32 protein-coding genes, 1 tRNA gene and 1 pseudogene are annotated in these 26,242 nt (G+C 71.3%); 15 read left to right on the top strand and 19 right to left on the bottom strand.

Annotated elements, in window-relative coordinates:
* The first annotated feature begins 6 nt into the window (after window positions 1-6).
* The 5 genes from murI to ACYVF7_RS11265 all read left to right on the top strand — a co-directional run bounded on the left by murI (window position 7) and on the right by ACYVF7_RS11265 (window position 3,632).
* Window positions 7-825, top strand: a complete 819-nt coding sequence (gene murI, locus ACYVF7_RS11245) for a glutamate racemase (protein ID WP_460338597.1) — start codon at window positions 7-9, stop codon at window positions 823-825.
* 11 nt (window positions 826-836) lie between these two features.
* A complete protein-coding gene (locus tag ACYVF7_RS11250; RefSeq protein ID WP_460338599.1) occupies window positions 837-1,586 on the top strand; it encodes an MBL fold metallo-hydrolase in 750 nt (249 codons plus the stop codon).
* Between the two features lie 139 nt (window positions 1,587-1,725).
* On the top strand, window positions 1,726-2,442 hold the full coding sequence (gene rph, locus ACYVF7_RS11255) for a ribonuclease PH (RefSeq protein ID WP_460338601.1): 717 nt from the start codon (window positions 1,726-1,728) through the stop codon (window positions 2,440-2,442).
* Window positions 2,442-3,026, top strand: coding sequence for an RdgB/HAM1 family non-canonical purine NTP pyrophosphatase (rdgB, locus tag ACYVF7_RS11260; RefSeq protein WP_460338603.1), 585 nt, complete (start codon window positions 2,442-2,444; stop codon window positions 3,024-3,026). Before rph ends, rdgB begins: the two co-directional genes overlap by 1 nt.
* Window positions 3,027-3,191: 165 nt before the next feature.
* Window positions 3,192-3,632, top strand: a complete 441-nt coding sequence (locus ACYVF7_RS11265; protein WP_460338605.1) for a hypothetical protein — start codon at window positions 3,192-3,194, stop codon at window positions 3,630-3,632.
* Window positions 3,633-3,742: 110 nt separating this feature from the next.
* On the opposite strand, the gene ACYVF7_RS11270 is transcribed toward ACYVF7_RS11265, so the two are convergent.
* From ACYVF7_RS11270 to ACYVF7_RS11280, 3 genes are all read right to left on the bottom strand, one after another.
* Window positions 3,743-4,063, bottom strand: a complete 321-nt coding sequence (locus ACYVF7_RS11270; RefSeq protein ID WP_460338607.1) for a hypothetical protein — start codon at window positions 4,061-4,063, stop codon at window positions 3,743-3,745.
* A gap of 118 nt (window positions 4,064-4,181) precedes the next feature.
* Entirely contained in the window at window positions 4,182-4,910 is a 729-nt protein-coding gene (locus ACYVF7_RS11275) for a maleylpyruvate isomerase family mycothiol-dependent enzyme (protein WP_460338609.1), read from the bottom strand.
* Between the two features lie 23 nt (window positions 4,911-4,933).
* Window positions 4,934-6,910, bottom strand: a complete 1,977-nt coding sequence (locus ACYVF7_RS11280) for a zinc ribbon domain-containing protein (RefSeq protein WP_460338611.1) — start codon at window positions 6,908-6,910, stop codon at window positions 4,934-4,936.
* A gap of 370 nt (window positions 6,911-7,280) precedes the next feature.
* Here ACYVF7_RS11280 and ACYVF7_RS11285 point away from each other — a divergent pair, with 370 nt between their 5' ends.
* Genes ACYVF7_RS11285 through ACYVF7_RS11300 form a run of 4 tightly spaced genes read left to right on the top strand, consistent with a single transcriptional unit; the run spans window position 7,281 to window position 9,289 of the window.
* On the top strand, window positions 7,281-7,751 hold the full coding sequence (locus ACYVF7_RS11285) for a hypothetical protein (RefSeq protein ID WP_460338613.1): 471 nt from the start codon (window positions 7,281-7,283) through the stop codon (window positions 7,749-7,751).
* A 41-nt stretch (window positions 7,752-7,792) separates the two neighbouring features.
* Window positions 7,793-8,308 carry a SigE family RNA polymerase sigma factor gene (locus tag ACYVF7_RS11290; RefSeq protein WP_460338615.1) on the top strand — a complete coding sequence of 172 codons (516 nt, stop codon included), beginning with the start codon at window positions 7,793-7,795 and terminating at the stop codon, window positions 8,306-8,308.
* The gene (locus tag ACYVF7_RS11295) at window positions 8,301-8,759 is read left to right on the top strand and encodes a hypothetical protein (RefSeq protein ID WP_460338617.1); all 459 of its coding nucleotides are present in this window, start codon (window positions 8,301-8,303) and stop codon (window positions 8,757-8,759) included. Before ACYVF7_RS11290 ends, ACYVF7_RS11295 begins: the two co-directional genes overlap by 8 nt.
* Window positions 8,760-8,776: 17 nt before the next feature.
* The gene (locus ACYVF7_RS11300; RefSeq protein ID WP_460338619.1) at window positions 8,777-9,289 is read left to right on the top strand and encodes a ribosomal protein L7/L12; all 513 of its coding nucleotides are present in this window, start codon (window positions 8,777-8,779) and stop codon (window positions 9,287-9,289) included.
* A gap of 159 nt (window positions 9,290-9,448) precedes the next feature.
* Here ACYVF7_RS11300 and ACYVF7_RS11305 read toward each other — a convergent pair whose 3' ends face one another.
* From ACYVF7_RS11305 to ACYVF7_RS11350, 10 genes and pseudogenes are all read right to left on the bottom strand, one after another.
* The gene (locus tag ACYVF7_RS11305) at window positions 9,449-10,372 is read right to left on the bottom strand and encodes an anti-sigma factor RsbA family regulatory protein (protein ID WP_460338621.1); all 924 of its coding nucleotides are present in this window, start codon (window positions 10,370-10,372) and stop codon (window positions 9,449-9,451) included.
* Window positions 10,369-11,244 carry an MEDS domain-containing protein gene (locus ACYVF7_RS11310; protein WP_460338623.1) on the bottom strand — a complete coding sequence of 292 codons (876 nt, stop codon included), beginning with the start codon at window positions 11,242-11,244 and terminating at the stop codon, window positions 10,369-10,371. Before ACYVF7_RS11310 ends, ACYVF7_RS11305 begins: the two co-directional genes overlap by 4 nt.
* A 114-nt stretch (window positions 11,245-11,358) precedes the next feature.
* On the bottom strand, window positions 11,359-11,862 hold the full coding sequence (locus ACYVF7_RS11315) for a flavin reductase family protein (protein WP_460338625.1): 504 nt from the start codon (window positions 11,860-11,862) through the stop codon (window positions 11,359-11,361).
* Window positions 11,863-11,890: 28 nt separating this feature from the next.
* Window positions 11,891-12,361 (bottom strand): NADPH-dependent FMN reductase, encoded by a 471-nt coding sequence (locus ACYVF7_RS11320; RefSeq protein ID WP_460357863.1) that lies wholly within the window; start codon window positions 12,359-12,361, stop codon window positions 11,891-11,893.
* Between the two features lie 134 nt (window positions 12,362-12,495).
* On the bottom strand, window positions 12,496-13,602 hold the full coding sequence (locus tag ACYVF7_RS11325) for an LLM class flavin-dependent oxidoreductase (RefSeq protein ID WP_460357866.1): 1,107 nt from the start codon (window positions 13,600-13,602) through the stop codon (window positions 12,496-12,498).
* Entirely contained in the window at window positions 13,596-14,594 is a 999-nt protein-coding gene (locus ACYVF7_RS11330) for an ABC transporter substrate-binding protein (RefSeq protein WP_460338627.1), read from the bottom strand. Before ACYVF7_RS11330 ends, ACYVF7_RS11325 begins: the two co-directional genes overlap by 7 nt.
* A pseudogene (locus tag ACYVF7_RS11335) lies at window positions 14,591-15,315 on the bottom strand (ABC transporter ATP-binding protein). Before ACYVF7_RS11335 ends, ACYVF7_RS11330 begins: the two are co-directional and overlap by 4 nt.
* The gene (locus ACYVF7_RS11340) at window positions 15,288-16,112 is read right to left on the bottom strand and encodes an ABC transporter permease (protein ID WP_460338629.1); all 825 of its coding nucleotides are present in this window, start codon (window positions 16,110-16,112) and stop codon (window positions 15,288-15,290) included. The pseudogene ACYVF7_RS11335 and the gene ACYVF7_RS11340 overlap by 28 nt, the downstream one beginning before the upstream one ends.
* An 80-nt stretch (window positions 16,113-16,192) precedes the next feature.
* On the bottom strand, window positions 16,193-16,276 hold the full coding sequence (locus ACYVF7_RS11345; protein WP_433191353.1) for a putative leader peptide: 84 nt from the start codon (window positions 16,274-16,276) through the stop codon (window positions 16,193-16,195).
* Window positions 16,277-16,307: 31 nt separating this feature from the next.
* A complete protein-coding gene (locus tag ACYVF7_RS11350) occupies window positions 16,308-17,219 on the bottom strand; it encodes a LysR family transcriptional regulator (protein WP_460338631.1) in 912 nt (303 codons plus the stop codon).
* Between the two features lie 80 nt (window positions 17,220-17,299).
* Here ACYVF7_RS11350 and ACYVF7_RS11355 point away from each other — a divergent pair, with 80 nt between their 5' ends.
* From ACYVF7_RS11355 to ACYVF7_RS11370, 4 genes are all read left to right on the top strand, one after another.
* Window positions 17,300-18,061 (top strand): NAD(P)-dependent oxidoreductase, encoded by a 762-nt coding sequence (locus ACYVF7_RS11355; RefSeq protein ID WP_460338633.1) that lies wholly within the window; start codon window positions 17,300-17,302, stop codon window positions 18,059-18,061.
* Entirely contained in the window at window positions 18,058-18,453 is a 396-nt protein-coding gene (locus ACYVF7_RS11360) for a RidA family protein (protein WP_460338635.1), read from the top strand. Before ACYVF7_RS11355 ends, ACYVF7_RS11360 begins: the two co-directional genes overlap by 4 nt.
* Before the next feature lie 259 nt (window positions 18,454-18,712).
* Window positions 18,713-19,930, top strand: a complete 1,218-nt coding sequence (locus ACYVF7_RS11365) for a S53 family peptidase (protein WP_460338637.1) — start codon at window positions 18,713-18,715, stop codon at window positions 19,928-19,930.
* A gap of 147 nt (window positions 19,931-20,077) precedes the next feature.
* Window positions 20,078-20,905: an SAM-dependent methyltransferase gene (locus ACYVF7_RS11370; protein ID WP_460338639.1), complete on the top strand. Its 828-nt coding sequence runs from the start codon at window positions 20,078-20,080 to the stop codon at window positions 20,903-20,905.
* Window positions 20,906-20,914: 9 nt separating this feature from the next.
* Here the strand turns inward: ACYVF7_RS11370 and ACYVF7_RS11375 are convergent, their stop codons facing one another.
* From ACYVF7_RS11375 to ACYVF7_RS11385, 3 genes are all read right to left on the bottom strand, one after another.
* Window positions 20,915-21,691, bottom strand: coding sequence for an Fpg/Nei family DNA glycosylase (locus ACYVF7_RS11375; RefSeq protein WP_460338641.1), 777 nt, complete (start codon window positions 21,689-21,691; stop codon window positions 20,915-20,917).
* Window positions 21,692-22,013: 322 nt separating this feature from the next.
* Window positions 22,014-23,291, bottom strand: a complete 1,278-nt coding sequence (locus ACYVF7_RS11380; RefSeq protein WP_460338643.1) for a HAMP domain-containing sensor histidine kinase — start codon at window positions 23,289-23,291, stop codon at window positions 22,014-22,016.
* Window positions 23,288-23,974 (bottom strand): response regulator transcription factor, encoded by a 687-nt coding sequence (locus ACYVF7_RS11385; RefSeq protein ID WP_460338645.1) that lies wholly within the window; start codon window positions 23,972-23,974, stop codon window positions 23,288-23,290. Before ACYVF7_RS11385 ends, ACYVF7_RS11380 begins: the two co-directional genes overlap by 4 nt.
* A 124-nt stretch (window positions 23,975-24,098) precedes the next feature.
* Here ACYVF7_RS11385 and ACYVF7_RS11390 point away from each other — a divergent pair, with 124 nt between their 5' ends.
* A complete protein-coding gene (locus tag ACYVF7_RS11390; protein WP_460338647.1) occupies window positions 24,099-24,620 on the top strand; it encodes a hypothetical protein in 522 nt (173 codons plus the stop codon).
* A gap of 117 nt (window positions 24,621-24,737) precedes the next feature.
* Window positions 24,738-24,971: a hypothetical protein gene (locus ACYVF7_RS11395; RefSeq protein WP_460338649.1), complete on the top strand. Its 234-nt coding sequence runs from the start codon at window positions 24,738-24,740 to the stop codon at window positions 24,969-24,971.
* Between the two features lie 73 nt (window positions 24,972-25,044).
* Here the strand turns inward: ACYVF7_RS11395 and ACYVF7_RS11400 are convergent.
* The 3 genes from ACYVF7_RS11400 to bcp form a co-directional block, all read right to left on the bottom strand.
* Window positions 25,045-25,118, bottom strand: a tRNA-Leu gene (locus tag ACYVF7_RS11400).
* The gene (locus tag ACYVF7_RS11405; RefSeq protein WP_460338651.1) at window positions 25,109-25,609 is read right to left on the bottom strand and encodes an HNH endonuclease signature motif containing protein; all 501 of its coding nucleotides are present in this window, start codon (window positions 25,607-25,609) and stop codon (window positions 25,109-25,111) included. Before ACYVF7_RS11405 ends, ACYVF7_RS11400 begins: the two co-directional genes overlap by 10 nt.
* 45 nt (window positions 25,610-25,654) lie before the next feature.
* Window positions 25,655-26,125 (bottom strand): thioredoxin-dependent thiol peroxidase, encoded by a 471-nt coding sequence (bcp, locus tag ACYVF7_RS11410; protein WP_460338653.1) that lies wholly within the window; start codon window positions 26,123-26,125, stop codon window positions 25,655-25,657.
* Between the last annotated feature and the right edge of the window lie 117 nt (window positions 26,126-26,242).

A 26,242-nucleotide genomic window follows, 5' to 3' on the forward strand; every position in this document is an offset into this window, starting at 1 on the left:
GGGATCATGTCTGACGCGCCAATCGGGATCTTCGACAGCGGAGTCGGCGGCCTGACCGTCGCCCGCGCCATCCTCGACCAGTTGCCGAACGAATCGCTGATCTACGTCGCCGACACCGCGCGGTTCCCGTACGGGCCGAAGTCGATCGCCGAGCTCCGCGCCTACGCCCTCGAGGTGCTCGACCACCTCGTGGCCGAGGGCGTGAAGATGCTCGTGATCGCCTGCAACAGCGCCAGCTCCGCCGTCCTGCGCGACGCGCGGGAACGCTACGACGTCCCGGTCGTCGAGGTGATCCTGCCGGCCGTGCGCGCCGCGGTGAGCGCCAGCCGTACGGGCCACGTGGGGCTGGTGGCGACTCCTGCGACCGTGACCAGCAGATCGTACGATGACGCGTTCGCCGCTGCGCCTCATGTGACACTGACAAGTGTCGCGTGCCCGCGTTTTGTAGAGTTTGTGGAGCGGGGCATCACCATGAGCGACGAACTCCTCGACGTCGCGCGCGGCTATCTTCAGCCGGTCCTCGACGCGGGGTGCGACACCCTCATCCTCGGCTGCACGCATTACCCGTTGCTGACCGGCGTCATCTCATACGTCGCCGGTGACGGGGTAACCCTCGTATCAAGCGCCGACGAGACCGCCAAGGACGTCTACCGCGTGTTGCACGACCGTCGCCTGGCCCGTGCGGAGGGCTCTCCGGAGCCTCGCCACCGGTTCCTCGCGACCGGAGATCCCACGCCGTTCGGCGTCCTCGGCCGCCGTTTCCTCGGCCCGGAGATCGGGCTCGTCGAATCCGCGATCGTCGGCATTCCGTCCACCGCTCGTTAGGAGGTCGGCCCGTGCGGCTCACGGTGATCGGCTGTTCGGGGAGCTTCCCCGGTCCGGACAGTCCGGCGTCCTGCTATCTCGTCGAAGCCGACGGCTTCGCGATCCTGCTCGACCTCGGCAGCGGAGCACTCGGTCCGCTGCAGCGCCACATCGGGCTGTACGAGATCGAGGCCGTCCTCCTGTCCCACCTGCACGCCGACCACTGCATGGACCTGTGCGGATACTGGGTCGCCCGCACGTACGCGCCGGAAGGCCCCAAGCCGCGGATCCCGGTGTACGGGCCGCAGGGCGTGGCCGACCGGATGGCGCGGGCGTACGACCTCGAACTGGACCCGGGGATGCGCCAGGCGTTCGACTTCCACACGCTGCGGCCCGGCGCGTTCCGGCTCGGGCCGTTCACCATCACGACGGCGCCGATGAGCCACCCCGTCGAGGCGTACGGCTTCCGCGTCGAGCACGGCGGCGCGGCGATCGCCTACTCCGGCGATACCGGCGAGTGCGACGAGCTCGTCGAGCTGGCTCGCGGGGTCGACCTGCTGCTGGCGGAGGCGTCGTTCCTCGATCGGCCCGATCTCCCCCCGGACCTGCACCTCAGCGCCCGTCAGGCGGGGGAGCACGCCGCCCGGGCGGGCGCGGGGAGGCTCGTCCTCACCCACCTTGTCCCTTGGAACGATTCGGCGAGCATCCTCGCCGAGGCCAAGTCCAGCGGTTACGGCGGCCCGATCGAGCTGGCCGCCCAGGGCGCCGTGTACGAGCTCTAGACCCGGGGCCGTGTACGAGCTCTGGACCGGAGCGCTGTGTACGGGCTCTGGACCGGGGTGCCGTGTGCGGGCTCTGGACCGGGGTGCCGTGTACGAGCCCTGGGCCTGCCGGGCCCGGCGGCTGGATAGGGTGACGTTCATGGCTCGCCCCGACGGTCGGTCCGCCGACCAGCTTCGTCCCGTCCGTATCCACCGCGGCTGGCTCAGCCACGCCGAGGGTTCCGTGCTGGTGGAGTTCGGTCGCACGCGTGTGCTGTGCGCCGCGTCCGTCCAGACCAGCGTTCCGCGCTGGCGGCGCGATTCGGGGCTCGGCTGGGTGACGGCGGAGTACGCGATGCTGCCGCGCGCCACCAACACCCGCAACGACCGCGAGTCGGTCAAGGGCAAGATCGGCGGTCGCACGCACGAGATCTCGCGTCTCGTCGGCCGGTCGCTGCGGGCCTGCGTCGACTACAAGGCGCTGGGGGAGAACACCATCATCCTCGACTGCGACGTGCTGGAGGCCGACGGCGGCACCCGCACCGCCGCGATCACCGGCGCGTACGTCGCCCTCGCCGACGCCGTCGCCTGGATGCGCGAGCGCAGGCTGGTGAAGACCAGCCCCCTCGTCGGTTCGGTCGCGGCGGTCAGCGTGGGCGTCATCGACGGCGAGCCGCGGCTCGACCTCTGCTACGAGGAGGACGTCGCCGCCGAGACCGACATGAACGTCGTGTGCACGGGCGACGGCCGGTTCGTCGAGGTGCAGGGCACCGCCGAGGGCCAGCCGTTCGACCGCGCCGAGCTCGACGCGCTCGTCGACCTGGCGGCGGGCGGGTGCGCCGAGCTCACCCGAATCCAGCAGGAGGCCCTCGCCTAATGAAGATCGTCCTCGCCACGCGCAACGAGGGGAAGCTCGTCGAGCTGCGCCGGATCCTGGCCGACATCGACGTGGTCGGGCTCGAGGAGTTCCCGGACGCGCCGGATGTCCCCGAGACCGAGCTGACGTTCGCGGGCAACGCGCTGTTGAAGGCGCGCGCGATCGCCGCGCACACCGGGCTGCCCGCCGTCGCCGACGACTCCGGCCTGTGCGTCGACGCCATGAACGGCATGCCGGGCGTGCTCTCCGCGCGCTGGTCCGGCCGGCACGGCGACGACCAGGCCAACCTCGACCTGCTCCTCCGGCAGCTGTCCGACGTGGCGCCCGCGTACCGCGGCGCCCGGTTCGTCTGCGTGGCCGCCATCGCGTGGCCCTCCGGCGAGGAGGAGACCGTCGAGGGCCAGCTGGACGGTGTCGTCATCGACGCGCCGCGCGGCACGGGCGGTTTCGGCTACGACCCGATCTTCGTGCCCGAGGGCGACCGCCGTACGACCGCCGAGATGGCGCCGGAGGAGAAGGACGCCATCAGCCACCGTGGCAAAGCGTTCACGGCCCTCGCGGAGCGTATCCGTACGCGACCGTAGGGTCTGGGGGCCCAATCGGTCCGCCGGAAGTTGAGCCCTGGGCCTCTACCTTCGGCCGGCCGACGCGGCGATAGTCGATGGGTATCCAACCCATCACTCACGGCTGAACCATGCCTGCCGACCTGCGGGCGTTCGGGCCGTGATCTTCGACGAAGGAATCGCCAAATGCGGAAACCGGCTGTGATCGTCGCCGCTGCCATCGCCGTCATCGGGGCGGGAGCGTCGACGGCGTCCGCCGCCACCATTGCCGCCAAGCCGAAGCTGCCGCACTCGTGGGACCTGGGGAAGAAGGTCAAGCCCGCGGACGCCCGGACCAAGGGTCACTGGACCCGCAAGGGCAGGACCTTCACGATCACCGGGAACATCCAGGACTACAGCCCCGGTGACATCGCGACGGCGAGCGTGATCGTGCGCGTCAAGCTCGCCGGCAAGGTGGTGTCGAAGCCGAAGATCAAGCCTGTCGACGACAGCGGAGACCACCGCTTCACGGTCAAGTACACCGTGACGAAGGCCTCCCAGGTGGGCAAGGTGACGATCTCCGTCCAGAAGTGCCTGAACCTGTCGGACGGCAAGTCGAAGTGCAGCAAGGAGACGCCGGTCAAGTGACCGGCCGTCCGCCGGCGCGCCACCGAGGCGGCCGGTGACCGTCGCCGACAGAGCCCGGATGACCGCCCCGAGGGGCCGGTCATCCGGGCTCTTCGCATGTCCGGCCCCGGTCAGCCGGTGCCCCCGTCCGGCCCATCCGGCCCGTCCGCAGGGAGCACGCGGTCCACCACCGCGGTGACCAGGTCGTGGAGCTCCGCTTCGGGGAACACCTCCGGCAGCGTGAGCCGCTCCACGATCAGCCAGTTCATGGCCAGGTAGAGCGCCACCACCGTGGTGGCGTCGGGCTGCAGCCGTTCGTGGATCCGGCCGCCGATCTGCGTCATCAGGTCGTCCCGGTTGGCGAAGTAGTTCGACGCCGTGCCGGTCGGCACCGCCGCCTGTGCGTCGACGGCCCGGAACGTCAGCCCGCGTGCCCCCTCACGTGCCAGCACCGCCGCGTCGACCGGGCGGATCAGAGGCGTGGGGTGAGGGGGCGGCCGGCGATGACGCGTTCGCGGACGGCGGCTCCGTCGTCGATGTCGACGATATTGCCAGGCCGGGTTCCGTGGCTCAGCGGGTGGCGGTGGCGAGGGCGGCGCGCAGTGCGGCAGCCGCCTGGCGGTCGCCGCACACGCGTACGGCGTCGTCACCGCGACGTCCCCACAGCCACAGGTAGACGGCGACCGGGTCGCCGATCACGACCGCGTCGGCGTCGTCGGGGAGCTCCCGGGTGACTTCGGCCGACGTGGGCTGGAGCGTGACCCGCCACACGTGCGATCCGGCCGCGACGCCGACGGTACGGACCGGGCCGTGCGTCTCGGCGTCGTCCCGGCGGTGGACGAGGAACAGCGACAGGACCTCGTCGGCGCCGTCGGCGGCGAACCGCGCGTCGATCGGGCCGACCGGGCCGTACGCCGTCTCGACGTCGACGCGGTGCACGGTGATCTCGTGCGCCATGCGCCGCCACCAGAACCCGACCGTGCGGTCGTCGGGCGACCAGGTGTCGCAGGGCTCGTCGGGGCGGCGCCCGCTCAGCTCGTCGTGCAACTCGGCGGCTCCGGCGCGGAACCAGCCCACGACGTCCCCGTCCGGCGGCGCGCTCTCCCAGACCTCCGGCCGGTGCTGTGCCCGGACCCAGCCGAGGACCAGGCGGTGCACGCCGCCCAGATGCCGGAGGATCTCGCCGGCGTTCATGCCGGGGCAGGTCGGGACCGGCGCGCCAAGGTCGCGGTGGGCGGCGAACGCGGCGATGTGCGCGCTCTCGGCCCGCAGCCGGGTGAGGAAGTCGGAAGGCTCCATCAGGACAAGCGTCTCTAATCAGCTTAAGGATCGGTAGTCACATTAAGTGTTGTGACTGGGGGATCTGTCCACCGGGGTGGGGTGGCGTGGGCGTGCAGGTGGAAGCCTGCGCCCAGTGCCGCTCCTTTTGGCCGGTGCCGTGGACGGCCGCGGCGGGTGGTGGGGGTGTTTGGGCTGATCGTGTGCACGGTGGTTGTGCGCACGCCCTGGTACCGGCAGGCCGCGCGGGGCAGCGTGTGGTCCGTGTGAGCGTGTCCCTCCGGACGCTGACCCGCCGACCCTTGGGGGCCGCGGGTGGAGGGTGCCCCGCGTCGCCTGGGCACGGGGCGTGGAGTTCGGCGCGGGGTGGGACCGGTCTTGGACCGGTCGCCCCCGCTGGCTTGGTGTTGCTCGGGGGCGGTCGGGGTGATGACCGCGCCCGCTTCGAGGGTGTCGATGACGCGGCCGATGGTCATTTGGCCGGTGGCGCGGTCGACGGTGGTGTTGGCTTGGTGGGTCAGGCCGCGGGCGGCGATGCGCCGGCATGCGCCGTGGTCGCGGTCGCCTTGCCAGCCACAGTCAGGGTCGGGGCAGATCGCCCATTTCCATCCGGGTGTGATGGGCCGGTCGGGGGCTTTGCAGTGCCGTAGCGGCAGCAGACACTGCGGGCAGTGCTTGGAAGTGTCGCGGGCGGGGACGGTGACGACGGCGATGCCGGTCTCGGCGGCCAAGTGCCGCATGTTGCCGACGATCTGCCCGCGCACCGCTTGGGAGAGGCGGGTGTTGAGGGTGCGGCCCATGCCCTTGGCCTCCATCGACCGCAGATCCTCCACATAGATCACACTCGCGCCCGCCGCGATCCCCTGATCCACGACCCAGCGCGCGGCCGACCAGGCCAGCGCGTCGTTGAGGCCCGATCGGCGGTCGGCCACGTGCCGACTTTCGGCTTTCAGTACGGCGTGCTTGGCGGCCAGGCGGTGGCCCTCCCGGTCGCCGATGAGGCGGGCATAGGTGTCGGTCTTGGCGTGCAGGTGTTCGCCGTGTCGGCGGAGCCGGTGCTGGCGAGCCATCACACCGGAGGCCCGAAACATCGCCCCAGCCCCGAGTGCGGTGATACGGCCGTCCGACTGCAACCGGCAGGCCCCGGCACTAAGCAGGGTGTTCAGGCCCCAGTCCACCCCGAGCGCCGTCGTGTGACCCTTTGATGCGGTCTTGGGGACGGGATGAGAGAACGCCAGATCCGCGTGCACTTTCTGGCCCTGCGGGCGCAGCGTGGGTAGGTGCAGTACCGCGTCCGGCGGGACGGTGGGCGGCAGCGTGAGTGGACAGGCCACCCAGGACCAGTCGGCGTAAGAGCGCGGATCCGGGCGGGTGGGCAACTGCAACCGCAGCAACACCCTGGCCGGGTCATCGTCGGCGCGTTCCAGAGTGGCCTGCTGGCGGTCCACCGCGGCCAGCACCAGCATCCGCGCCGCGCGCGGTGCGTCTTCCAACTCGAACACATCGACCGGAAGCCGCCCATGAGCGTTATAGAAGACGGTGATCTGCCGTGTACGTGCCTTGATCACACTGGCAGGCAGGGCCCGGCCGTCCGGGATCGCCTCGCGGACAACATCCCACTCTGCCGGCGTGCGCTTGCCCGGGTCGGCGGGCCAGGCCGCCAGAACGCCGCCTGTCAGTTCCGCCCGGTGCTGCACGCCGCGCAGGATCCGTCCGGCTTGTTCTTGGGCCATCCGCACGATCCGGTCATTGACCCGCACCCCCTCAGGCACGGTCACGGCCCAGCCCAAGCGGCGCAACGCCATCCACGCATTCGACGGCAAGACGCGGCCGGCGCCATCCACCCCACCGGCCAGCCCCGCCACATCACCGGCATTCCAACGCTCGGTCAGCAGGTCGGCAGCCATTCCCGTGACCAGGTCCGCGGCCCAGCCCACCCGCTCGGCCACCACCCGCGCCGACAACACCTCACCGGTCCGCTCATCCACCCCACCACGCAGCAGTACCCGGGCGGTCGCCATCCGGGCCACCTGGCCGGCGGCCAACGGAAGTTTCCGGCTCATGCGACACGACCGGATGGCTTGTGATCAAACATGTACGCACAGTAGCGATCGGTATCCGCATTCCGCTCGGTGATTCGAAAATCCGAACGAGGTCAGCCTCTCAGGGCGTCGACCGTCCACCGGCGAAGCACCATCGAGCACACCCCGTTTCCGCCATCGTGAGCAACCACAACAACTCGACATCCTCCAGCGACCGCTACGCAACATCACGGATCCCTAAGGAAACCGGTGAGCCTGGCCGGTCGCGCCGACTCCGTCAAAGACCATGACAACCGATCGGCCCGGAGGAGGGGTTGAGGGGGTGTACGGAAAACGAAGGGATCTCTCAATGACCGATCGCAGACGTCGCCGGACGACCTTCACTCTCGCCGGGGCCGGCGCGGCCGTCGCCGTGCTCGCGGGCGTATGGGCGGGCGGCGCCGCCATCGCCGGGGGTTCTGACCACGGGGTGAAGAACGTCGCCGACTCCTCCAGGGTCCCGTCCGCCAAGCCGACGAAGCCGGTTCCCAAGCCGACCCGTCCGGGCGGGCCCGTGACCGCTCCTCCCGGCAGGCCCGTGACCGCGCGGCCCAGCCCGACCAAGGTGCCGCACCCCCGGCCGACCTGCGTGGCCACCGTGACGCCGTCACCGAGGCCTCCGGGTAAGCCGCGGCCCACGACGCCTCCGGGCAAGCTGCGGCCGACGCCGCGGCCGACGTCTCCGGCGACGAAACGGCCCGTGCCCCGGCCGGTGCCCTCGGTCCCCCCGGGGTGCGGGAAGTCGCCGATCCCCGTTCCGACCGTGCCGGGCCGGGGATAGGTGGGAAGCTGTCAACCCTGAGTCGTGAGGAGGCCTGCGGAGTGAGTGGTGACGAGCTCACGTTCGACGAGTTCGTCACCGGCTCCGCGGGCCGCCTACTGCGCACCGCGGTGTTCCTCGTCTACGACCGGCACCTCGCCGAGGATCTGCTGCAGACCACGTACGAGCGGGTCGCGCGGCGCTGGGCGCGGATCCTGCGCGGCGGGCACCAGCCGGAGGCGTACGCGCGCAAGGTGCTCGTCAACCTCGCCATCGACCACCACAAGCGCCGCAAGAGGCGGTTCGACCTGCCCGTCGGCGGTACGGGCGATGTCGAGCGGATCATCGGATCGCGTCCGATGTACCACGACGCGCGCGGAGCGCCGCTCGACGACGTCCTCGCGACGCTGCCCGTCAAACAGCGGGCCGTGGTGGTGCTGCGCTACTGGTGCGACCTGAGCGAACACGAGATCGCGGAGGCGCTCGGCATCTCCCGTGGCACGGTGAAGAGTCACACGTCGCGGGCGATGGCGGCCCTACGGCGGCAACTGGCGGAGGAAGGAGCGGCTCATGAGTGACGACCTCGACGCCCTGCTCCGCGAGCATTACCGGCGCGCGGCCGAGGGCATCCAGCCGGACGCCGAGCTGATCGACCGGTTCCGGGGCTCGGCGCGGCCGACGAGGACCGTCCCCGCGTGGCCGCGGATGCTCCTCGCGGCGGCGACGGTCGCCGGCATCGCCTTGCTGGCCTGGGGACTCCTCAAGCCTGACCATCCCGGTCGGCGCAGCGTGCCGCTGGCCCCTCCTCCCACGACGGCCGTGCCCTCGCCGTCGCCGACGCACCCGTCGGCGCCGACGATCACTCCGTCGCGACCCGGGGTGCCTCCCCATCCGCGGGTGACGAAGCCACCGGGGGCCCGTCGTACGGCCACGGTCCAGCCGACCCCCCGCCCCACGCGCCCGGGCACTCCGACGCCGTACTCGTCACCGACGATGCGCACGAACGCACCGCGACCGACACATCACTGATCTGCCACAATCCAGGCATGGGTGCCATGGTGGTGTTGATCGGTCTGGCCGGTGTCTTCTTCGTTGTCGTGCTCGTCGTCGTAGTCGTAGCCGTCGCCAGGAACTCGAGCTCGTCCCGGCCGCCGACCGGACCCGTCCCGCCGATGGGCGAACCCATGCCGCCAATCGGGGCGCCCCTGCCGCCGATGAGCGCGCCGATGACGCCGATGGGCGTGCCGATGGCGGTGCCGGCCGCCCTGCAGACCCGGGTGCGCGTCCTGCTGGGGGAGAACAAGCCGATTCTGGCGGTCAAGGAGGTCCGGCAGGCGACCGGGCTCGGGCTCAAGGAGGCCAAGCAGATCGTCGACGCCCTGCGCAGCGGTCCTCTGCCCGAACCGGTCCCGTACCCGCCCGGCGGGCCGGGCAGCGTCGCCGAGCGGGCCCGGCAGGTCCGCGACACCGGTGACTTCGCGGGCGCCGTCGCGCTCGTCCAGGCGGAGACGGGCATGGGGGCCGAGGACGCGGAACGCTTCGTCACGGCGCTCGGCTGACGAGGAGCCGCACGGCAAGGACGGCTGCCTACGACCAGGGGTCGGCGCCAGGGGACGGCCGGCTGACGAGGGGCCGTACGGCAGGGGCGGCCGACCAGGCGTCGGCGTCAGGGTGGCCGGCGACCAAGCGCCAGGGGACGGTCGGCCGGCGACCAGGGGTCAGCGGCAGGGGACGTGCAGGCGGACCGTCGTCCCGTCTGGACCCGTGCGCAGCTGGACCAGCGCGCACAGCATGCGGACCCCCCACAGCCCGAAGCCCGACAGGGACGCGGGGTCGGGCGGGACGAAACCGGGGACCGGGTCCGGCCGCCAGTGACCGGCGTCGGTCACCTCGACGATCAGGTCGTCGTCGTCCCGCCACATCTGGCAGCTGATCGGGGGCCCGCCGTGCCGGATGGCGTTGGTCGCGACCTCCGTCGCGGCGACCAGCAGGTCGTTGATCCGGGGGCGGGACATGCCGTGGTGGCGGGCGTGGCCGCCGATGAAGGAGCGCAGTGGGCTCAGGTCGGCATCGTCGATCGGGAGCCGGACCGCGCCGGGTGGCGGGGAGGGCAGCGGATCGCGGTCCACCGTCGCCTGGACGACCGCCGGGTCGAGGTAGGCGTCGTTACAGCGCGAGCAGGCGCCCTCCATGCGCCGCGGGTGGGTGCGCAGCGCGCCGTCGAGGAGGCCGGGGTCGGTGGTGCGCCGATCGTAGAGGCACAGCACCGAGGCGCTGATGTCGGCGAACGCCTGGTTGATGATTGACTCGTATCTCGTCCACTCGGATATCTCGGCCGCGGTCCCGGTCTCCCAGCCGGGCTCGGCGACGACCCTGATCCGGGCGGTGGCGTTCTCCGCGATGAACGAGCTGTAGTTGGCGATGGTGCGCGTCGGCTGGATGTACCAGGAGGCGGAGTCGGCGAACTCGACGGCGTCGGAGTCGGTACCCAGGGCCTGACGCAGGCAGGAGAGGTTGGGCGCCGTCCCGACCGTGAGCACCGCCTCACCCGCGTGGAGGCCCTCCTGGACGAACGGCACGACCGTGTCCAGGATGTCCTTCTCGTTGTCGTACATCAGGACCTGGTGGATCAGTCGCGTCATCGGGCCTCACCATCGCCGATCTCCAGCCACGGCAGCAGCCGGCTGCTCACGAGCTCGACGATGTCCGTCAGGTGCGCGGACGGATTGTCGAGGACGACCCGGGCGCCGACGTGCATCGCGGCACCCGCCATCATGCTGAGCGCACCCAGGTCGACGAACCGCAGGTCGGCGAGGTCGAGGTGCACGTCGCCACCATGATCGATGACCTTGCGCAGCGACTCGGCGAACACCGCGTGCCGCGCGCCGTCCAGCTCGCCGCTGAGGCGCAGGCCGCGCGGCTGGAACGTCGGGGTGATGCTCAGGATTCCGTCGTCGAAGTAGGGATCGGCGCCCACGAGCACCTCGTGCCTCTCCTTCAGCGCGGTGAGTTCCTCCGGTGTACAGGAACGCGCGTCCACCTGGCAGATCGCCATCGCCATCGTACTCGGGGAGATCGCGGCGTCCACCCGGGCCTCGCACTCGAGAACGCCGTCGCGGCCCCGCTCCTGCTGGAACGCCCAGGTCATGTCGACCGTGAAGCGAACGCCGCGGAAGCGCTCCGTCTCCGCCCGCTCGAGGACCTTCTGCAGGGTCGTGCTCATCCGCGCGGGGTCGAACACGCCACGGGTCAGGCAGGTATCCGCCTGCGGCAGGATCGCCAGCTGCCCGCTGCGGAGGTAGGACTCCGGGTCGAGCCGGTAGCGCGACCGCAGGTCGGGCAGGTCGCCGGGCCCGGCGTCGGTGATGTAGATGACCTTGTCGGATCCGGCGAGCCCATCGTGGAGGAAGGCACCCACCACATGTTCCTGCTCCTCCCGGTCGGCGTAGGAGAACCACGCGTGGTCTCCGGGCAGCAGCTCTCCGACGGATCTTTGGGCGAACCAGCGCTCCATTGGCCTCCTCCCGCGCGATGTCGGCAGGTGGCCTCTACCTTACGGCGAACGACGCAGGGTGACGACGTTTTCACAGGAACCACTGGCGTCGAAACTTTCAGTGAAACTGGCCGGTCAACCTGGGTGCGGGCTGAACCGGCCGTACCGGCCGCGGTGGTAGAGCAGGGGCACGCCCGGCGCGCCGAGACCCGTGTCGACGACCAGCCCCACGACGAGCCAGTGGTCCCCCATCGCGACCGTGTCGTACGGCTCGCAGAGCAGGTGCGCGGCGGTCCCGTCGAGGATCGGCACGTCACCCGGCCCAAGGTGCCACGACGTCGGCGGCGCGAACCGGTCGAGCCCGCGCCCGGCGAACCGGGCCGCGATCTCCGCCTGGTCGGTCGCCAGCACGTTGACCGCGAAGGTCGGCGCCTCCCGCAGGTCCGGCCAGGTCGCCGACGCGCGCCCGACGCAGAACGACACCAGCGGCGGATCGAGGCTGACGGAGGTGAACGAGGTGGCCGTCAGCCCGACGGGCCCCGGGCCGGTCACCACGACCACTCCGGCGGCGTGCCGGCCCAGCGCCCGCCGGAAGCTGTCCCCGTCCACCACCGGGGTCTGTCCCACGCGTGTGCCCATCACCGTTCGCCTCCTCACTGAGGGACGGTCACCAGACGGCCCCGGGGAGTCGTACGGTCGCCGCCCATTCGGCCAGGACCTCGTCGAGGCGGCCGAGGTCGGCCTCGACCACGGCCAGTCCCGGCGTGGGGACGCTCGCGCCGAGCTCGACGAGCAGCGGCCTCAGGTGGACCTCGACCGCGAGCGCGTGCCGGGGCGACCCCATCACCAGCAGCGGCACCGCGGTCACGCCGGACAGGGACGGCACCCGGTCGAGGAACGCCTTGAGCAGGCCGGTGTAGGTGCCCTTGTAGGTCGGGCTGGCCACGATGAGGAGGTCGGCCGAGGCGACCTTCGCCACCGCGTCGTCCAGCCGCGGGGACGGAGCCCGGCCGAACAGCCGGTCGGCGAGCTCCGTCAGGTCCACCGTCTCGGGCGTGGTCCCCGGGGCGATCGCCCGGGCCGTACGGGCGGCGACGGCGTGCGTCCGCGATTCCGGGCGCGGGTTGCCGACCAGCACGACGACCCGTGTCCCGAGGCGCGGGGGGACGCCGGAGCCGCCGGCGAGCCCGCTCGTCGACGGGCCGTCCGCGACCGTCGTGTCATCGGAGCCGTCGGCGGGCCCGCTCCTCGACGGACCCCGGCCGGCCGGGCTCACGCCGCCTCCAGGAGGCCGCGGCGGGCCAGTTCGGGCAGGACGCCTTCGCCGAACCAGTACGCCTCCTCCAGGTGCGGGTAGCCGGAGAGGACGAACTCGTCGATGCCGAGCGCGGCGTACTCCTCGATCCGCTCGGCGACCTGGGCGTGGCTGCCGACCAGCGCGGTGCCGGCGCCGCCCCGTACGAGGCCGACGCCCGCCCACAGGTTCGGGTGGATCTCCAGGTCGTGGCTCGACCCGCCGTTCCGGAAGTTCGCGTGCAGGGCGCGCATCCGCTGCTGGCCGACCGACTCGCTGCGCGCGAGCCCCTGCTGCGCCGCCGCGATCTCGGCCGGGTCGAGGTCGTCGAGCAGCCGGTTCGCGGCCGCCCAGGCCTCTTTCGCCGAGTCGCGGGTCACGACGTGCAGCCGGATGCCGAACCGCGGCGTACGGTCCTCCTTCGCGGCCAGCTCCCGGATCCACTCGATCTTGTCCCGTACCTGCTCAGGGGGTTCTCCCCAGGTCAGGTAGACGTCCGCGTGCCGCGCCGCCACGGGGCCCGCCGCGCCGGACGACCCGCCGAAGTACAGCCGGGGCGCGGGGTCGGGCGCCTCCCGTACGGTGGCGCCCTCGACGTCGTAGTAGGTGCCGGAGAAGTCGAACGGCGTGCCGCTCCACGCGCCGCGCAGGATCGACAGGAACTCGTCGGTGCGCGCGTACCGCTCGTTGTGCCCGAGGTGGTCCCCGAACCGCGCCTGCTCGGCGGTCTCCCCGCCGGTGACGATGTTGAGCAGCAGCCGCCCGCGCGACAGCCGCTGGTACGTCGCGGCCATCTGCGCGGCGAGCGTCGGCGACAGCACGCCGGGACGGAACGCCACGAGGAACTTCAGCCGCGTCGTCTCGCGGGTCAGCGCGGCCGTGGTCAGCCACGCGTCCTCGCAGAAGGTGCCGGTCGGGGTCAGCACGCCCTCGAAGCCGAGCTGCTCGGCGGTACGGGCGATCTGCGCGAGGTACTCGATGTCCGGCGCGCGCTGCACCCCGCGTACGTCGGCGCCGTGGCCGCCGCCGACGAGAGTGCGGCCGTCGCCGCTCGTGGGCAGGAACCAGTGGAACGCGGTCACGATGATCCTCCAGGGACGACGTCGTTGAAGCGGGGGTCGACGAAGTCGGCGAACCTCACCCGGCCGGGCAGCAGCTTCGCGTCGGTGAACGCGTCCGCGAGGGACTGCTCCGCGCCGGTCACGGTCGCGTCGAGCCGTACGGGCCGGGTGACCCGCCGGCCGACGGCGACCTGCGCCACCGGCAGGGGCAGGCCGATCTCCCGTGCCCAGGTCCGCGCCCACTCGTCCCGGTGGGTCGCGGTCCAGACGTACGCGCGGTCGACGCGGGCGAGATAGTCGCGCAGGGCCGCGACCTTGGCCTTGTCCTTCAGCGCGCCGGCCGAGGCGACGGTGAAGTTGTAGTTGCTGGTGAACCCGGTGCCGCTGACGAGCGTGCGGGCGCCGGTCTGGGCCTGCGCCTGGGCCTGGTACGGGTCCCAGATCGACCAGGCGTCGACCTTGCCCCCGCTGAACGCCGAGAGGGCGTCGGCGGGCTGGAGGTACTGCGGCTTGATGTCGGTGAAGCCCAGCCCCGCCCTCTTCAGCACGTTGAGCAGCAGCGCGTGCGCCGAGCTGCCCTTGGCCAGCGCGATCCGCTTGCCCTTCAGGTCCTGGATCGTACGGATCGGGGAGTTCTTCGGCACGAGGATCGCCTGGGCCCGCAGGTCCTGGGCGCCCGCGCCGATCGCGGTGATCTTCGAGCCGGCCGCGGCGGCGAAGATCGGCGGCGTGTTGCCCACACCGCCGACGTCGATCGCGCCCGCGCTCGCGGCCTCGAGCAGCGGGGGACCGGAGGTGAACTGCGACCAGGCGATCTTGTATTTGACGCCGGACAGCTCGTGCGCGGCCTCCAGCATGGTCTGCACGCCGGCCTTCTGGTCACCCACGTGGAGGGTGACCTTGCCCAGGTCGACCGAGCCGTCCTTGCGGATCGCGGCGTCCGTGCCGTTCCCCGAACCGCCGCAGCCGGCCACCGCCACGACGGCGACGCTCAGCACGGCGAGAAGCCTCTTCATGGGTTGTCCTCTTTCACTCCGAGCCGGCCGAGGAGTTCGGCACGCAGCTCGATCAGGTCCCCGGCGGACCGCGGGCGGGTGACATCGACGCGCGTCTCGTGCGCGATCCGGCCCTCGCCGAGGACGAGCACGCGGTCGGCGAGCCTGAGCGCCTCGTCCACGTCGTGGGTGACGAGGAGCACGCTCAGGCGGCCCTCGTCCTTCCCGGTCCACAGGTCGAGCACGAGCCGGTGCATGGTGATCCGCGTCAGTGCGTCGAGCGCGCTGAACGGCTCGTCGAGCAGCAGCAGGTCGGGTTCGCGGACGAGGGCCCGCGCCAGCGAGGCGCGCTGCGCCTCCCCGCCGGACAGCGTGAGCGGCCACGCCGTCGCCAGGCCGGCAGCCCGACCTCCTCCAGGGCGGCGTACGCCGCCTCCTTCGGCCGGTTCAGGCCCAGCGCCACATTGTCGATGACACGTTTCCACGGCAGCAGCCGCGGCTCCTGGAAGGCGACCGCGACGGTCCCGTCGACGGTCAGCGCGCCGGTCGCCTCGGGGTCCAGACCGGCCAGCGCCCGCAGGAGCGTCGACTTGCCCGAACCGCTGCGCCCCAGCAGCGCCACGAACTCGCCCCGCTCGAGGTCGATGTCGAGGCCGTCGATGACGGTCCGCTCGCCGAAGACACGGGTCAGGCCGCGGACGCTCGCGACATGGTTCAGGCGGGTTGGAAGGCTCGTCGCCATGCGAGGGCCCTCCTCTCGATGAGCCGTACGAGGGCGTCGGTGAGCAGGCCGAGCACGCTGTAGACCACGAGCCCGACGACGATCACGTCGGTGCGCATGAACTCCCGGGCGTCGTTGATCATCCAGCCGAGGCCGGCGTCGGCGTTGACCTGCTCGGCGACGATGAGGGCCAGCCAGGCGACGCCGAGGCTCTGCCGGAGCCCGACCAGCGCCTGGGGGAGCGCCCCGGGCAGGATGACGTGCCGGATCAGCGCGGTCCGGCCGAGCCGCAGCGTCCGGGCGGCCTCGGCGAGCCTGCCGTCGACGCCGCGGATCCCGGCGTAGGTGTTGAGGTAGAGCGGGAAGGCGACCCCGAGGGCGACCAGTGCGATCTTGGGCGTCTCGCCGATGCCGAACCACAGGATGAACAGCGGGATCAGGCCGTAGAACGGCAGGGTCCGCAGCATCTGCATCGGCGGGTCGACGGCGTTCTCGCCGAGGCGGCTGAGCCCGGCGACGAGCGCGAGCGCGACCCCGGCGGCCGCCCCGATGAGGAAGCCGACGGCGACGCGCTGGAGGGAGACGGCGATCGCGTCCGGGAGGGTTCCGGCCTCGGTGAGGTCGATCGCCGTACGGGCGATCTTCACCGGCGCGGCGATGAGGCGTTCCGGCAGCAGGCCGGACGAGCCGGCCGCCTGCCAGAGCAGGATGAGGACGAGCGGGCTGATGAGACGCGGGAGTCCGGGGAGCCGCGGGACGCGTGCCCGCGGCCGGGCAGCCCGGCGCGCCTGCCCCAGATCCAGGGCGGGTGAGGACATGTGTGACCTTCGTCGGTGAGCTGTCGATTCGGAGCGCGTGGGCGCTCAGGGCAGGCCGGCGCGGTCGCCGGCGCGAGGGCTCAGTGCGTCGGCGCACACAGGGCGCTGGCCTGCCGCCGGAGGTCGACGTGCAGGCGCACCACGAGAAGCTGACCAGGACTCACGCTGTCATGGTCGGCGACAATACGGACAAAGTCAACCGGTTATGTAGGAAATATCGCGGAGCTGCGCGACCGCGTCGTCGAGGAAGCCCAGGAACGCGGTCAGCGCGGGAGGCGCCGTCACACCGGCGGCCGTCGCCGCGTACACCGAGCGCACCGGCGAGTCGTCGGGATGCAGCGGCACCAGCACGATGTCCGGGCGCGCCGCCCCGGCCGCCAGCGACGGGATGAGCGTGACGCCCAGGCCCGCCGCGACGAGGCCCTGCTTGGCGATCCACTCGCCGACGACGTAGGTGATCCGGGGCCGGAATCCGGAGAGCGTCGCGGCGCTGATCAGGGTGTTCTCGGGGCGGGAGCTGCCGGCGATCCAGTCCTCGTCGGCCAGCTCGACGAGCCGCACCTCCTCCCGCCTCGCCAGGCGGTGGTCCGGGTGCAGGGCGACGAACATCGAATCGTCGAGCAGATGGCGCAGCCGCAGGCCCTCGAACTCCTCGCCCCCGCTCGCCGCGACGATGGCCAGGTCGAGCTCGCCGGTCTCCAGGCGCGCGACGTGGTCCCGGACGAACCCCTCGGCCAGCGACACCGAGACCCGGGGATGCGCCGCGCGGAACGCCGCCATCGCCCGCGGCACCAGCGCGGCGTCCGCGGTCGCGAACGCCCCCACCCGGAGCCGCCCGGAGGCCAGATCTCGCAGGGCCCGCAGATCGCCCCGTGCCGTCCCGAGACGATCGGTGATGGCCGACGCGTGCGGCAGCAGGCACCGGCCCTCCTCGGTGAGGCGGACCCCGCGGGGCAGACGGTCGAACAGGGCCGCGCCGACCTCGCCCTCCAGCGTGGAGATCTGCCGCGAGACCGCCGACTGGGTGTACCCCAGAGCCTCCGCTGCGCCCGTGAACGAGCCCCGGCGGGCGACCTCCTGGAAGACGACGAGCAGGGCGGTGTCCATATCGGCATGCTAGTCGCGCATGGATGCCATGAGGAACATTCGCTGGTGGAATGGCATGGCTTCTCCCTAGCCTCTTCTCCGTGATCGCCTTTCTCGGACTGGGGCGCATGGGAGCGCCCCTCGCCCGGCGACTGCTGTCCGCCGGGCACGACCTGACCGTCTGGAACCGCACGGCGGAGCGCGCCGCGCCCCTCGGCGTGGCCGGCGCCACGATCGCGGCCACGCCCGAAGAGGCCGTCGGCGTCGCCGACGTCGTCATCACGATGCTGGCGGACGGCCCCGCGCTCGAGGCGGTGGCCGGGCGGATCGCCCCGGTGATGCGCCCCGACGCCTGTCTCATCGAGATGTCCACCGTCGGGCCCGCGGCCGTCCGCGGCCTCGCCGCGCGGATGCCCGCGGTCGTCGACGCGCCGGTGATGGGCAGCGTCGACCGCGCCGCCACCGGCGCCCTCACCGTGCTGGCCGGCGGGGACGTCGACCGCGTCACCGGCATCCTCGCGACCTTCGGCACCGTCGTGCGCTGCGGTGCACTCGGGGCGGGAGCGGCCCGCAAGATCCTCCTGATCAACGCCGTCATCGGCGCCGTGGCACTGACCGCCGACCTGGCCGAGCTCGGTGCCGCGCTCGGTGTCCCCGACCCCCTCGACCTGCTCGCCGAGGGACCCCTGGCTGGAGCCGTCGCCCGCATCCGCGCGGACGGCGCCGACTTCCCCCTCGGGCTGGCCGCCAAGGACGTCGGGCTCGCACTGGACGTCGCGGCGCTCCCCGTGTTCGACGCCGTACGGCGACGACTGCTCAGCGCCTCCGACCAGGAGGCCGACCTCGGAAAGGTGGTCACGTGACCGTCTTTGACAATCCCGCCGCCGTCCCCGCCCCGCCTGCCGGGCGGTACTCCCACGTGGCGCGGATCGAACTCGGCGACAAGACGATGCTCGTCCTGTCCGGCCAGGTCGCGGTCGACGCCGAGGGGAGGCTCGTCGGCCAGAACGACATGCGCGCCCAGGCGGAGTTCGTGATGGACGCCATCGAGAAGATCCTCGCGGCGCACGGCGCGACGCTCGCGCACGTCGTCCACATCCGGACGTTCCTCACCGACATGGACCGGATCGGCGAGTACGGCGAGGCACGGCTGCCGCGCTTCACCGGCCCGCCCCCGACCAGCACGACCGTGGAGGTCTCCCGGCTGTTCGTGCCCGGCGCGCTCCTCGAGGTCGAGGTGACCGCGATCGTCTGATCCCCGTCGAACGTCGAGGTGCGGCGGGCCCTGCCGACGGCCGCGCCTCGGCAGGGCCTGCCGAGACGTCTTTACTATCGATTTACTGTCTTGACCTTGACGGAAGGGTTGACAGGGCCTGGCCAGGCATGGCTGCTGTCAGTGGTCTTTACAGATTTGGCAGGTATTGCTGAAAATATCCCAAAATTAGGGTCTTTTGGTGTTGCTGCTCCTCATGTGAGGATCTGGACGTCGTTCCCCCGCCGCTCGAGGAGAGCACATGCGACGACGCACCGCCGGGACCCTGGTGGGCGGGTTGATCCTCGCCCTGGTTCCCTTCCTGTCCACCCCCGCCTCTGCCGCACCGGCCGCCGCCACGAGCGCGTCCGCCCCGACGGCAGCCGCGGCGCAGCACCCGTTCCACCACGCCTGCTCAACCCCGCGCGCCGGCCGCGCGAGCTGCAACGCCCTCGTCCGCGGCGACGTCGCCACCAGCGCCACCGCCCTACGCCGCGCGGCCGCCGCCCCGTCCGGCCTCTCACCGGCGAACCTGAAGAGCGCCTACAAGCTGCCGTCCACCGGCGGCTCCGGCCAGACCGTCGCCATCGTCGACGCCTACAACGCGCCCACCGCAGAGGCCGACCTGGGCGTCTACCGCAGCCAGTACGGGCTTTCGGCGTGCACGACCGCCAACGGCTGCTTCAAGAAGGTCGACCAGAACGGCGGCACGTCCTACCCGTCCACGGACGGCGGCTGGGCGCAGGAGATCTCCCTCGACCTCGACATGGTCTCCGCGGTCTGCCCCAGCTGCAAGATCGTGCTCGTGGAGGCGAGCTCCGCGTCGTTCGCCAACCTCGGTGCCGCCGAGAACACCGCGGCGCGCCTGGCCAACGTCATCAGCAACAGCTACGGCGGCTCCGACGCCTCGGACTCGACGTACGGCGCGTACTACAACCACGCCGGCAAGGCGATCACCGTCAGCTCGGGTGACAGCGGCTACGGCGTCGAGTACCCGGCCTCCTCGCGCTACGTCACCGCCGTCGGCGGCACCTCGCTGAAGACCGCGAGCAACAGCCGCGGCTGGACCGAGACCGCCTGGAACGGCGCCGGCAGCGGCTGCTCGGCCTACAACACCGCCCTGACCGGCCAGTCCAGCGCGGGAACCGGCTGCTCCCGCCGCGCCGTCGCCGACGTCTCCGCCGTCGCCGACCCGAACACCGGCGTCGCCGTCTACGACAGCACCGCCTACCAGGGCCAGAGCGGCTGGATGGTCTTCGGCGGCACCAGCGTCGCCGCCCCGGTCATCGCCGGCGTGTACGGCCTGGCCGGCAACGCCGCGAGCATCAACAACAACTACCCCTACTCCCACACCGGGTCGCTGTTCGACGTGACCTCCGGCAGCAACGGCAGCTGCTCCCCCTCGCAGCTGTGCAAGGCCCGCACCGGCTGGGACGGCCCCACCGGCCTCGGCACCCCGAACGGAACCGGCGCCTTCTGACGACCGGCTGAACGGCGGGCCCGGCCGACGCGACCGGGCCCGCCGTTCGTTTGTGTCCGATAGCGGCACCTGTACCCCGTACCGGTCAGTACGATGATCTTCACGAGCCGACCAGAGCCGATCGGCGACCATGAGGGGGTGGCGGCCGTGACGAACGGAACAGACCCGGTGGCCGGCTGGGCCAAGCGGGAACAAGAGCAGGCCCCACCGGGCATCGACGTCAAGACGCCCAGCCCGGCCCGCATCTACGACGTCTTCCTCGGCGGCAAGGACAATTACGCCGCCGACCGGGCCGCGGCCCAGGTCGCCATCGACGCCGGGCCCGACATCCCCCGCGCCGCCCGGGACAACCGCGCCTTCCTCGGCAGAGCCGTCCGCTTCGCCATCGAGAGCGGCATCCGGCAGTTCGTCGACCTCGGCACCGGCCTGCCCACCCAGGGCAACGTCCACGAGGTCGCCCAGTCGCTCGCCCCGGACGCCCACGTCGTCTACGTCGACAACGACCCGATCGTCCTCGTCCACGCCCGCGCGCTGCTGCCGCCGTCCAACACCACCGCCGTCATCCAGGCCGACCTCCGCGAACCGGCCGCCGTCCTCGACCACCCCAAGACACGGTCGCTCATCGACTTCGACGAGCCGGTCGCCGTACTGATGCTGGCGGTCCTCCACTTCGCCACCGACGACGAGGCAGGCGTCACGATCAACGCCTTCCGGGAGGCGATGGCCCCCGGCAGCCTCCTGATCGTCTCCCACAGCACGAGCGAGGGGCACGGGGAGGCGGGCGCGAAGGCTGTAGCCGCCTGGAAGAACGCCACCGTCCCCCTCCACGACCGGAACCGCAAGCAGGTCGAGGCCCTGCTCGACGGCTTCGACCTCCTCGAACCCGGCGTCGTGTGGGTACCCGAGTGGCGACCCGACCCCGACGAGGCCAGCGACACCCGCTGGATGTACGCCGGCGTCGCCCGCAGACCCTGAGCCGCCCGGTCAGGCCGGCTGGCACTTACGGCACCAGACGGTCGTACGACCCGCGACGCGGCGCCGCGACAACGTGGTGCCGCAGCGCGGGCACGCGCCCTCCCTCTCATCGCGGGCCCCGGTCAACCAGGTGTCACGCGGCGGAACCCGCCCCACCTTGACCGACTCCCGCAACGTCCATCGCATCGCCTTGTGCAAAGCCGCCAGGTCCGCCTCGTCCAGATCCGTCACCGCCCGCAACGGGCTGATCCGGGCGCGCCAGCAGATCTCGTCGGCGAGCAGATTCCCGAGACCGGCGAGGAGGGACTGATCGGTCAGTGCCGACTTGAGCCGCCCCCGACGGCCGGCCAGCAGCCCGCTGAAGTCCTCCCGGGACACCTCGAGGGCGTCCGGGCCCAGATCGCCCAGCACCCGCGCGGCCTGCTCCTCATCCTCCGCGAGACGTACGCCCTGCAGCTTGCGCATGTCCCGGAAGCGCAGCTCACCGTCGGCGAGACCCCACACCACGCGGTCATACCGGTCCGGCGGCTCGTCCGGCGCATGCCACGACAACGACCCGGTCATGCCGAAGTGCAGGATCAGCACCGGACCGCCGACCGGGGCGACCAGCCACTTCCCCCGCCGCCACGGCTCCCCGAACCGGTGGCCGCGCAACGCGTCGTCCAGCGCCCGCGCGCTCGTCCCGCGGAGCACCCCCGCGTCCCGTACGCGCACGGCCGTGATCTTCTCACCGGTGTGCTCGGCCAGCACCCGGCGAAACCCCTCGACATCGGGAAGCTCCGGCACACGACGGTCCTACCCACTGCGCGAGGGTCTCCAGCGGCGGCGCGTCACGCACGAGCCGTTTCGGAGCGGCGGCGCCCGTGACCACGGGCCCTTCCGATCGCGCACGACGAGCGGCCCCGAGGAGGCGGATCACCGGGGGCAATGCTCCGCTTCCTCGGGGCCGTGGGGCCGTGCGGGGGAATCCCACCGCCTTCTGGGAGGAGGGCACCGGACAGGTCACCGCCGGTGGGGAACCCGACGGCGGTCGGCCGAGTGCCACCGGCCATGCGCCAGCCTGCCGACAAAGCCGATAAGGCGGCGCTGTGGCGACGCTAAGACGCGGCTAAGAACTCGCCGGCAGGACGCGAAAATCGACGATCACCTGCGCGCCGCCCGCCGGCGAGACACCGAGACGCAGGGACCCGCCCGCGGCTTCGGCGGTACGACGGGCGATGTCCAGACCGAGGCCGCTCGACGCCGCACTGCTCGCACCACGGCGCAGCAGATGCCGCCCGGGGAACCCAGGGCCGTCGTCGCCGACCATGAGGTACGCGACCGGACCACGATGATCGAGCACCACCCCGAAGGCGGTCCCGTCGGCCGTATGGGCGAAGACGTTCGTCAGCAGCGCGTCGAGACACGCGGAAAGCTCCGCGCCACCCACCGTCACGACGACCGGATGGTCGGGAACCCGCAGACTCACCGCACGATCCTGCTCATCGGCGAGCGCCGACCAGAACGCCACCCTCTCCGACACGACGGCCGTGGCGTCGCACAACGCCCGATCCTGCCGCGCCGGCCGCCGAGTGTCGTTGATGAGCCGCGTCACGGTGCGCTCCAGCACATCGACCTGCTTGCCTATCCGGTCGGCCTCCGCCGGATCCCGCAGCGACTCCGCCTCCAGCCGCAACACCGTCAGCGGCGTACGCAGCCGGTGGGACAGATCGGCCGCCGACTCCCGCTCACGGGCGAGCAGCTCCGCTATCCGCGTCGCCAGATGATTCAGGCCGACGCCGACATCGCGGATCTCCGGCGGACCACCGGGCTGCACCCGCGCCTCCAGATCTCCGCGCGACAGCCTCTGCGACAGCGCCGCGAGCGCCGCGATCCGCCGCACCAGGGAATGCGCGAGACGATCCGCCAGGAGCACGCTCACCGTCAGCAGCCCGGCGCCCAGCAACGCCAGGATCGTCCAGGCCCGCCCCACACCCGCCCGCAGCTGCGTGGCCGGCACGAACGTCCGGATCACGGCCGTTCCGCCCGGCCCGCCCAGCACGGCGACCAGGATCTCCCGCCCCCCTGCGGCTTCGACCGTCACGCTACGGCCGCGCGCCGCCAACCGGACCGCCGGATCCCGCGGAATGGACGGATCCGTGCCCGTGCCGTCCGGCCAGAAGACCGCCAGCGGATAGCCGCTGGACGCCGCCTGCTGAAGCGTGATCTCCACCGTCCTCCGATCGCCCGTCGCGACCATCGGAGCGAGGGACTGCGCGCGCACCGTGGCCGACCCCACGGCACGGGTCGCTGCCACGTCCCGGACCAGCAACGCCAACGGCGCCAGGAACGCCACCAGCACCAGGGACGTCGTGGCGGCGACCAGAAGGGTGATGTAGCGCCTCATCGCGACGGGTCAACGATCTTTATGCCCGAGCCGCGCACCGAGCGCAGGTAGCGAGGGTCCGTGGCGGTCTCGCCGAGCTTCCGGCGCAACCAGGCCACGTGAACGTCGATCGTCTTGTCCGCACCGCCGAACGGCACCTGCCACACCTCGGTCAGCAACTCCCGCTTCGACACCACCTGCCCGGCGCGAGCGGCCAGGTAGTGCAGCAGATCGAACTCCTTCGGCGACAGCTCCAGCACACGGCCGTCCAGCGTCGCCTCCCGAGCGCGCGGATTCATCCGCAGGCCCCCGACCCGCACGGACGCGTCCGCGGGCGCCCCTTCCTCCCCGCGCCGCAGCACCGCCCGGATCCGCGCGTCCAGCTGACCCGCGCCGAACGGCTTGACGACATAGTCGTCGGCGCCCGCGTCCAGGACGCGTACCATCTCCCGCTCGTCATCGCGGGCCGTCGCCACGATGACGGGAACGGAGCTGACCGCCCGGAGCATGCGCAGGACCTCGCAGCCGTCGAGATCGGGCAGCCCCAGGTCGAGCACCACCAGATCCGGCCGATCGCCGATCGCCTGCCGGAGTCCGTCGACGGCGTTCGGCGCCGAGGTCACGGCGTGACCGTGCTCCGACAGCGCCCGCACCAGCGCGCTGCGTACCGAGGCGTCGTCTTCGATGAGCAACAGTTGGGCCACGGCGCAACGCTAGACCGTTCACCTGCGAAAAGCCCAGTTCGTAGCTATTTGGAACGTTCGTCTTATATGCGGCTTAGTGCGGCCTTAGTCGCTCCTTAGCCGTCGGCGTGGCACCCTTGGTCCGGTGTTGTATCGCGCGGCGTTCGTGCTCGTGGCCTGGACGGCGACCGCGAGCGGGGCGGTCATCGCCGGACTCGGCGCCATCTCCGTAATCGGCGAGGGAATCACCGACCGGACCGTCGACCCGATGACCTCCGCGCAGGTACGGGAGGAACTCGCCCGGCCCGAGCCCACGACACCACCTCCCACCCCGAGCCCCGGCCGCACCACCCGCAGGCCGAAGAGCTCCCTGCGGACCACCGCCCCTCCTGCTGCGGGGATCGTCCGCAGCCTGAGCTCGAGCGGTGGCGACGTCCTCGTCCGGTGCGTGCGCGGCTCCGCCTACCTGCTGTCCTGGTCGCCCAGGCAGGGGTACGGCGCCGGTGAGGTCCGGCGTGGCCCGGCCGACTCGGTCTTCGTCAAGTTCGAGTCCGAGTCCGGCAAGCACGAGATGACCATGCTCGTCACCTGCCGCGACGGACGCCCGGTCGCCGCCGTCCATTCCGAACACCACCCGCACCACGACAACGGAAACCAGGACCACTGACGCGACCACCGGCCGCGGGAGGCGGTCCGGAGGACGCCGCCGCGTAGACCCTCAGACCCGTCGAGTAGACCATCGTCGCTACCTGACGCGATCGCCGGCGCGCCACGATGGACGACCATGAAGGATCCGAAAACCTACGACCTGCTGTCGTTCGTGGTGCTTTGGCTCGGCATCCATCAGGGCGTCTATCCGTTCGGCGCCCGGATCTTCGACTGGAAGCCGAGACTCTCCCTGCCGCTGCGGCTGCCGAGTCCGTACTGGTGGATCGTCTCCACGCTCGTCATCATCGCCGCGATCGTCCTGCTCGACCAGATCGACAAGGCAAAGAAGCGCCGCCATCCGGCCTCATAACGATGGCCAAGAATACGAAAACCCTCCGAACCGGTGGGGTCGGAGGGTTTCCGATGTCGTGAGACGTCCAATGTGGGGCCGGTGGGACTCGAACCCACACTGTCACGGACCTAAACCGTGTGCCTCGGCCGGTTGGGCTACGGCCCCTCGCCGTTCTTGCCGTTCATTCTACCGGCATACGTCGGTGTCTGTGAGTGGCAGTTCGGACAGAGGAAGCGGAGATTCTCTCGGCGATTGTCGAAGTGGTCCCCGTTGATGTGGTCGACGTGCAGGATCAGCGGCTTGCCGTTCCACAGCGCCTCCTGGCCGCACCCGCCGCAGCGGTAAGCCAAACCACTCTCGATTAATGCGCGCCTGAGGATTTCTCCTCGCTGTCGTCCGGCGTCACCCGGGCGGATGACGAAGACCTGATCAGGTGTCAGGCGCTTCGGTGACGGTTTCCCTTTGTTCGGCGAGGGACGACAGAAATGAGAAGTGTCGATGTTGAGCTGTTTGAGTCTGCGGCTGATGTGTGCGTGGGTTCCTCCCGACCATGGGATTTGGAGATAGCGAAGGACGCCGACGATACTCGTCGAGGCGGCGGCGGCCTCGGCCAGCAACTCCGGAGTGTACTTCTGGCTGTACTTTCTGTTGACCATGGCGTGAAGGTAGCGCCAGGGTCGGACAGTCCCGGGGCGGTCGGGTCAGACGCCGAGCTCCTTGAGGATTCGCTCGACGTGGCCGGTGGCCTTCACGTTGTAGAAGGCCTTCTCGATCTTGCCGTCGGCGTCGACGATGAAGGTCGAGCGGATGACGCCGACCATGATCTTGCCGTACAGCTTCTTCTCGCCGTACGCGCCGTACGCCTGGAGGACCTTGGTCTCCGGGTCGGCGAGCAGCGGGAAGGTCAGCTCGTCGCGGTCGCGGAACTTCGCGAGCTTGGCCGGCTCGTCGGGGGAGATGCCGAGCACGGTGACGCTGGCCTCGTCCAGGGTGGGCAGGGCGTCGCGGAAGCCGACGGCCTCCTTGGTGCAGCCGGGCGTCATGGCCGCCGGGTAGAAGTAGACGATCACGCGCCGTCCACGGTAGGAGGACAGCGAGACGGGGTTGCCGTCGGCGTCGGGAAGCGTGAACTCGGGGGCGACGTCCCCAGGCCCCAGTCGCTGCTCCGTCACAAGATCATCCTTCCGGTCGAGCTGAGTCCAACCGTACCCGTGTCGCAGCATACGGCGCGTGATCGGGGTACAAGTCGGCCAGGGAGCGATGTTCGGCGGCGGCACCTGACAGACTTG

This window comes from Actinoallomurus acanthiterrae (genome assembly GCF_054775715.1).

Excerpts from the sequence above, each read along its gene's own strand:
- ACYVF7_RS11300 (WP_460338619.1), top strand. The coding sequence starts at position 8,777 with ATGGGTGCCATGGTGGTGTTGATCGGTCTGGCCGGTGTCTTCTTCGTT.
- ACYVF7_RS11295 (WP_460338617.1), top strand. The coding sequence starts at position 8,301 with ATGAGTGACGACCTCGACGCCCTGCTCCGCGAGCATTACCGGCGCGCG.
- ACYVF7_RS11285 (WP_460338613.1), top strand. The coding sequence starts at position 7,281 with ATGACCGATCGCAGACGTCGCCGGACGACCTTCACTCTCGCCGGGGCC.
- murI (WP_460338597.1), top strand. The coding sequence starts at position 7 with ATGTCTGACGCGCCAATCGGGATCTTCGACAGCGGAGTCGGCGGCCTG.
- rdgB (WP_460338603.1), top strand. The coding sequence starts at position 2,442 with ATGAAGATCGTCCTCGCCACGCGCAACGAGGGGAAGCTCGTCGAGCTG.
- ACYVF7_RS11340 (WP_460338629.1), bottom strand. The coding sequence starts at position 16,112 with ATGTCCTCACCCGCCCTGGATCTGGGGCAGGCGCGCCGGGCTGCCCGG.
- ACYVF7_RS11315 (WP_460338625.1), bottom strand. The coding sequence starts at position 11,862 with ATGGGCACACGCGTGGGACAGACCCCGGTGGTGGACGGGGACAGCTTC.
- ACYVF7_RS11405 (WP_460338651.1), bottom strand. The coding sequence starts at position 25,609 with ATGGTCAACAGAAAGTACAGCCAGAAGTACACTCCGGAGTTGCTGGCC.
- ACYVF7_RS11330 (WP_460338627.1), bottom strand. The coding sequence starts at position 14,594 with ATGAAGAGGCTTCTCGCCGTGCTGAGCGTCGCCGTCGTGGCGGTGGCC.
- ACYVF7_RS11395 (WP_460338649.1), top strand. The coding sequence starts at position 24,738 with ATGAAGGATCCGAAAACCTACGACCTGCTGTCGTTCGTGGTGCTTTGG.
- rph (WP_460338601.1), top strand. The coding sequence starts at position 1,726 with ATGGCTCGCCCCGACGGTCGGTCCGCCGACCAGCTTCGTCCCGTCCGT.
- ACYVF7_RS11280 (WP_460338611.1), bottom strand. The coding sequence starts at position 6,910 with ATGGCGACCGCCCGGGTACTGCTGCGTGGTGGGGTGGATGAGCGGACC.
- ACYVF7_RS11310 (WP_460338623.1), bottom strand. The coding sequence starts at position 11,244 with ATGGAGCGCTGGTTCGCCCAAAGATCCGTCGGAGAGCTGCTGCCCGGA.
- ACYVF7_RS11265 (WP_460338605.1), top strand. The coding sequence starts at position 3,192 with ATGCGGAAACCGGCTGTGATCGTCGCCGCTGCCATCGCCGTCATCGGG.
- ACYVF7_RS11380 (WP_460338643.1), bottom strand. The coding sequence starts at position 23,291 with ATGAGGCGCTACATCACCCTTCTGGTCGCCGCCACGACGTCCCTGGTG.
- ACYVF7_RS11275 (WP_460338609.1), bottom strand. The coding sequence starts at position 4,910 with ATGGAGCCTTCCGACTTCCTCACCCGGCTGCGGGCCGAGAGCGCGCAC.
- ACYVF7_RS11350 (WP_460338631.1), bottom strand. The coding sequence starts at position 17,219 with ATGGACACCGCCCTGCTCGTCGTCTTCCAGGAGGTCGCCCGCCGGGGC.
- ACYVF7_RS11305 (WP_460338621.1), bottom strand. The coding sequence starts at position 10,372 with ATGACGCGACTGATCCACCAGGTCCTGATGTACGACAACGAGAAGGAC.
- ACYVF7_RS11365 (WP_460338637.1), top strand. The coding sequence starts at position 18,713 with ATGCGACGACGCACCGCCGGGACCCTGGTGGGCGGGTTGATCCTCGCC.